Origin of the sequence: Microcoleus sp. C2D2 (assembly GCF_036702495.1) — a bacterium.
Classification (GTDB): Bacteria; Cyanobacteriota; Cyanobacteriia; order Cyanobacteriales; family Microcoleaceae; genus Microcoleus.
On record NZ_JAUBTO010000102.1, the window covers coordinates 24667 to 30667 of the forward strand.

The following is a 6001-nucleotide window of genomic DNA, read 5'->3' on the forward strand; positions in this document are numbered from 1 at the left end:
ATAGACCTCTTGCCAAAGCCACTAGATAAATCCAAAATCATCTAAATCATCTGTGTTTATCTGTGTGCATCTGTGGTTCTAATAAAAAGAAACTGAATGTTTGCAATAAGTCTAATGAACAAGCTCACAACCATCAATAACCTATGCCAAACATATCTACACAGGAACCGGGGAGTCAGAACGGTCACTCTCGTAGTGATAAAGAGCAGTCTGAACAGCTTCTAACCTCTAACCGCTCTGATACGACAACACTGCCAACTCAGGCAAACTCATCTGAATCTCTTAGTGATGATTGGTCTTCCTTAACCAAGGAACTGATTGATACCTTACCGCGAGTTTGGACGCGGGGCTTGCTGTATTTCTTAGTGGTGTTTGCTGGTATCGTGTTACCTTGGGCAATGCTATCCAAAGTTGATGAGACAGGTAGTGCCAGAGGGCGACTTGAACCTCAGGGTAAAGTTTTCAAAGTCGATGCACCAGTCGCTGGGACAGTCGCTAAGGTTTTAGTCAAGGAAGGTCAATTGGTAAACGACAAACAGCCTTTACTGGAACTCGAATCAGAGGAAATTAAGAGCGAACTCCAGCAAGCTCAGACGAAATTGGAAGGTCAACAAAATCGACTAGCGCAGTTGGAGTTGATGAAAAACCAATTGCTCCTGGGAGTCCGTGCCCAACAGCAACAGAACAAGGCTCAAGAATTGGAAAAACAGGCTCAAGTGGAGCAGGCACGGCAGAACTTTGAGTCTCTCAGGAATAACTACAACTTACAAAAAGAGGAAAAACTTGCTCAAGTCGATCAGGCACGGCAAAACCTTGAGTATAGCCAGACTGCCTCAAAATTAGCAGACATTCGTTTGACTAAGGCACAAAGAGAAGTCCAACGCTACCGCCAACTTCGGGAGCAGGATGTTGTTGCAGAAATTAAGGTTGTTGAACAGGAAGATTTGGCTGAAGAAAAGCAACGGTTGCAGGAGCAAGCTCAGTCGGATGTCAAGCAAGCCAAGCTGAGGAAGGAAGAGCAACAAAGCAGCTATCAGAAGATTATTCATCAAGCTCAGTCCGATATCGAGCAAGCCAAACTCCGCCTACAAGAGCAGCAAAAAAGCTATCAGAGCTTGATTTATTCTGGGGAAATAGCTGTGCTTAAAAGTGAAGAACAGCTCAAAGAACTGCAAACACAAATTACCACCCTCAAAGCAGAAAGTTCCCAGAGCAAAAGTCAGATTCAATCTTGGGAATTTCAGTTAGGGCAACGAGTGTTACGTGCCCCAGTGAGTGGCACGATTTTTCAGTTACCTATCCAACGGACTGGGGCTGTAGTACAACCAACTACGTTAATCGCTGAGATTGCACCAAAGAATGCTTCCCTCATACTCCGGGCACAGATGGCTACTTCTGAAAGTGGGACTCTCCGTAAGGGGATGGCTGTCAAGATGAAGTTTGATGCTTATCCGTTCCAAGACTACGGGGTCGTAGAAGGAACGCTGAGCCAAATTTCACCCACGTCTAAGGTGACGGAAACTGACCAGGGTGCGAGCGCTACTTTTGACCTGGAAATTGAGCTAAAACAGACCTGTATCAAAACCTCAAAAGGTTGTACTGCGTTAAGCCCTGGACAGACAGCAACGGCTGAGGTAATTGTCCGGCAGCGTCGCATCATTGACTTCATTCTTGACCCGTTCAAGAAGTTGCAAAAAGGCGGTTTGGAACTCTAGATTTTTCAGACGGATGGATTCGTGGTTACACGATAATTAGCCCAGCTATATGGGCTTGCTGAAATAGACAGTCACTAACAGAATTAGGAGTTATATCATGTCACAAGCAATTACTATTTCCAGCGATGATATTCTTCATCAAGTCAAGCTATCTTGCAAAATTCCCTCTGTCATTGAGGAGATTGTTACCCGCAAAGTTATTACGTCTGCCGCAGCTGAGGCAGGCATTAAAGTGGAGACTGAAGAACTTCAGAAAGCAGCAGACAGCATCCGGTTAATGAGCAAACTTAAGAGTGCTGACGATACCTGGGCATGGCTGCAAAAACATGGTCTTTCTTTAGATGATTTTGAAGAAGTGATTTACAAAAACGTCATCTCTGGGAAGTTGGCTCAACATCTATTTGCGGACAAAGTTGAACCATTTTTTGTTGAACACCAGTTGGATTATGCTGGGGTTGTTATGTATGAAGTTGTCCTGGATGATGAAGACTTGGCAATAGAACTCTTCTATGGGATTCAGGAAGGTGAGATGAGTTTCTATGAGGTTGCTCATCAATACATTCAGGATACGGAGTTACGCCGAAAAGGGGGATATCGGGGGATAATGCGCCGCAAGGAGTTGAAGCCGGAGATGTCGGCTGCTGTTTTTGCGGCTACACCACCCCAGGTTCTCAAACCAATCATAACTTCTAAGGGAATACACCTAATTTGGGTTGAAGAGTTGGTTCAATCCAAATTAGATAATAAGCTGCATTATCAAATTATATCAGATTTGTTTTCTGAATGGATTAAGCAAGCAATCGAGCGAGTTGAAGTTATTATTAACCTCGACGCAAGTAGCCAAGCTCCCTAGGTTTTCATCCTGAAGCCTAACCTTCAATCCTTAAATCTGGAGTAGGGCTGGCCTTGTTGCCAGCCCTTTGTGTTAGTTAAAAAACTAGATCATTCGTCTTCTACAAAGCCGCAATGAATCCTATAGCTGACCCTACAAGACTGAGCAGTTCCAACCAAGGAAATTTTCCTCCTGACACATACATAATTTCCTCCTCTGTTAGCTCAGAGAGAGAGCTTTCGGAATGATTCAGGTCATAGATTTTAATACTGGCCATTTGGAAATGTACTCCTAAGTAAAGTTTTTTCGGTTGGGATTAGCCTTTGAATTGCCCCATCCCATTACTATCTTCTGGTATTTGCTCTAGTTTTTCAAGGCTTTTGTCACTAAAGTATGGCAATAAAAGTTACACTTTTTTCTTTATTTTTGCTCAACCCAACTGCGATTTTCAATTAATTAAAAGAGTATTTTGGCTTTAAAGACATGATTTTTTATTAAAAATTAAAGCATTTATTCCTTTTTGTATCTCCATTACATCCTTCATAGTTGCCCTCAAAAAGAATCACAACAAATCAACCCAAGGTTTATCTTGGGTTGAAAGAGAAGAATAAGGCCTGCCGGACGTCAAATTCCCTTTTCTCGTTTCCAGACTCTGACTGGAAACAAGGGGAAAGCAAAATCCTCCTCAGAGGCTTGGAAGTATCAGTTGCCTAAGTTCAACGGGGTGTTGGCTCAACATTTGTTTGCGGATAAAGTGGAACCCTGGTTTTTAATCACCAGATGGATTATATCGGCGTGATTATGTATAAAGTTGTCTTGGATAATGAATACCTGGCAATGGAACTCTTCTATGGGATTCAGGAAGGAGAGATGAGTTTCTATGAGGTTGCTCATCAATATATTCAGGATACAGAGTTACGCCGAAAAGGGGGATATCGGGGGATGGTGCAGCGCAAGGAGTTGAAACCGGAGATTTCGGCTGCTGTTTTTGCTGCTAAACCTCCCCAGGTTCTTAAACCGATTGTGACTTCTAAAGGAGTACACCTGATTTTGCTTGAGGAGTTGGTTCAATCCAAATTGGATAATAAGCTGCGTTATCAAATTATGTCTGATTTGTTTGCTGGGTGGCTGAAGCAGCAAATTGAGCTATCTGAGGTTAGAATCGGTATTTACTAAAGATATAAAGTTCCCTTTAAACCTTTTATTAACCTATAGATAAAGCCCCATATTTATCTAAAACATGGGGCTTTTTTTTTAACCCCTTAAGGCTGTAAAATGAATGTCCCCAATTCCTGTAGTGCCTGTACGGGTTGTGCAAAATGCTCTACACGAATCCTTGAATTATAATTACAGTCTGTCTTACTTTGTACACAAGTAGGCGGTGCACAAACTGGTTTTGTCTCACCGCCAATTACCTGCTCGCTCTCCTCGTTCAGATCCTTCATGAAGCTTTCTGGATCGTTAAACAAGTCAGCCCCTGCGAGGTTAAGGTCTATCAGATAATTCACATTGATGTTAGCCATTTAATTCTACTCCAATTAGTTTTTGTTCTTAAGTATTAATCAAGTAGCTTAGCCTTGATTAATAATTCAATTATAATCCTTAAAAAGTCTGATTGTCTACAAAAATAGAAAGGTTAAAAGGAAATAAGAGTTACAATTTTATCTTATAAGCTCTAGCAGCAAGGAAAACAGCAAGCAAATCTATACTAGAAAAGTAAGCTGCTGGTTGTGATAAAGGTTACCCTAAAGCCTAGGCGGAAATCTTCATTATTGGGGATGAATTACACCTATCGATGAATTACACCTATCGCTGTCCGATCGAGACAATGTCCATAAGTTTTTACGCAAGTAGGTTGCAGAAAATATATAGGTATACTATTACCGCCAATTACCTGCTCGCTCTCTTCGTTCAGATCCTTTATGAAGATTTCTGGATCGTTAAACAAGTCAGCACCAGCCTGGTTGAGGTTCAACAGCTTTTTTACTCAATCACGTAATTGAGACAGAAATGCATAAAGTGCGTCCTAAAATTATTAAATTTTAGTCAAGAAATCAGCACAAGAAGGCTCTTGTGCTAATTAATTAGAATTTTATATTTTAATTATCAGTTGCTTATAGTAAAAAACTTTTTACTCCCAAATGAGGACTGAAGGCAAGGATTCTGGAGAAGCTAAGCGTAACAATTGATAACCCACACCCGCGCTTCCTCGGAAAAAGCTAGGGCTTAAAAAAGAGTGAGGTAGATGAGGTAGAAGAGCATATTCTCTGTTTTCTTTTGCTCTTTCCACTACCCAGGTCGCTTGTTTTCTAGCAGTTTTTAGCCATTCCTGGTTGCCAAGTTTTTGGGATGCTACAACAAACAGTTCAGTTCTGCCTAACCGCCCACAGCAAAGATGGTCTACATCTCTACTGGGTACCCCATACTTCTGGGTAGTTTCTAAAGCTATATCAATGTCAGAGTAAGTTTCCTCGGTATGTATAATCGGTAAACCACCTAAGCGGGCTAATCCAATTCCAACACTTCCGTGACACCAAGCATGTATGAAGTTAATTTGATTCGTCTGTTCTGATAAACGGAAATCTGGCCAGTTTCGCACTAATTGGTCAAAAACACTCCGCTCATACTCAACCCCCTCTTTAGCAGCTGCTAAATAAGCTGTGTCTCCTGTAGCCCAGTATAGTCGCAGTAAGGAAAAAGAAATACCTGATGCGCCGTGAGAAAAGCCGGTTAATGGTTTTTTACTTTCTTGTTCTAAAGTTATCCAAGCCCTGGGAACGGTATGAGTTCGCTTTGATAATAGATGATTGCCACAGGTGATTGCTAGGTCTAATACTGCTTGAGAGCCTGTCTGGTAGTAGAGGGGTAATAAACCTAGAATTACGCCTGCTACTCCCCACATAATGTCCAGCTTTTCATCCGTAGCGATCGCTTCTGGTGTAATTAATCTTGCAGCTTGGTTGGCATCTTCTAGAAGGGTTGGCTCTTGCAAAAACTGGCTAATCTTAACCAGACTATAGATGATACCACCTAGCCCTAATAAACCGAGTTCTGACCGAAGCAGTTCTTTGCGAACTTCGGCTTTTTTCAGAGACTGGCGGAAAGGGGATAAAGCAGCTAAAGCTACCTCTTGAAATTCACGTTTGCCAGTAATTTTTACTAAGGCTGCTAGAAATAAGCTCACTCCAGCACGCCCTGTATATAAAGAATCATCCAACGGCTGAAGTTGATAGCGGTTCGCCTTGAACATATACTCTAAAGTAATCCAGTTACAGCCCTCAGCATTCCAAATAGCATTAGCGACAAGACTATTCCCCAGTTCTAGAGCTTCTTGCAGTAATTCTTCAGAAGTCAGAGGCAATAATTGGGAAAAATTAGTAAGGATTCAGGTCTTTGATTGAGGAACAAGAGAAGGCATGAAAAAGCCACAAGAATGGGCAGATATAGCATCACG

At 41.9% G+C, this 6001-nt stretch carries 6 protein-coding genes; 3 read left to right on the forward strand and 3 right to left on the reverse strand.

Going from position 1 to position 6001, the window contains the following annotated elements; all coding sequences use genetic code 11:
• Positions 1 to 143 precede the first annotated feature (143 nt).
• Both QUB61_RS26560 and QUB61_RS26565 read left to right on the forward strand, forming a co-directional pair.
• Complete coding sequence (locus tag QUB61_RS26560; RefSeq protein WP_333133155.1) at positions 144 to 1715, forward strand: HlyD family efflux transporter periplasmic adaptor subunit; 1572 nt, start codon at positions 144 to 146, stop codon at positions 1713 to 1715.
• 97 nt (positions 1716 to 1812) lie between these two features.
• Positions 1813 to 2568, forward strand: coding sequence for a peptidylprolyl isomerase (locus QUB61_RS26565; RefSeq protein ID WP_333133157.1), 756 nt, complete (start codon positions 1813 to 1815; stop codon positions 2566 to 2568).
• A 100-nt stretch (positions 2569 to 2668) separates the two neighbouring features.
• Here the strand turns inward: QUB61_RS26565 and QUB61_RS40095 are convergent, their stop codons facing one another.
• On the reverse strand, positions 2669 to 2824 hold the full coding sequence (locus tag QUB61_RS40095) for a class IIb bacteriocin, lactobin A/cerein 7B family (RefSeq protein WP_333312681.1): 156 nt from the start codon (positions 2822 to 2824) through the stop codon (positions 2669 to 2671).
• A gap of 524 nt (positions 2825 to 3348) precedes the next feature.
• Here QUB61_RS40095 and QUB61_RS26570 point away from each other — a divergent pair.
• Positions 3349 to 3723 (forward strand): peptidylprolyl isomerase, encoded by a 375-nt coding sequence (locus QUB61_RS26570; RefSeq protein WP_333133158.1) that lies wholly within the window; start codon positions 3349 to 3351, stop codon positions 3721 to 3723.
• A gap of 86 nt (positions 3724 to 3809) precedes the next feature.
• Here QUB61_RS26570 and QUB61_RS26575 read toward each other — a convergent pair whose 3' ends face one another.
• Both QUB61_RS26575 and lanM read right to left on the reverse strand, forming a co-directional pair.
• Positions 3810 to 4070: a hypothetical protein gene (locus tag QUB61_RS26575; protein WP_333133160.1), complete on the reverse strand. Its 261-nt coding sequence runs from the start codon at positions 4068 to 4070 to the stop codon at positions 3810 to 3812.
• 608 nt (positions 4071 to 4678) lie between these two features.
• Positions 4679 to 5908: a type 2 lanthipeptide synthetase LanM gene (gene lanM / locus QUB61_RS26580; RefSeq protein ID WP_333133161.1), complete on the reverse strand. Its 1230-nt coding sequence runs from the start codon at positions 5906 to 5908 to the stop codon at positions 4679 to 4681.
• Positions 5909 to 6001 lie beyond the last annotated feature (93 nt).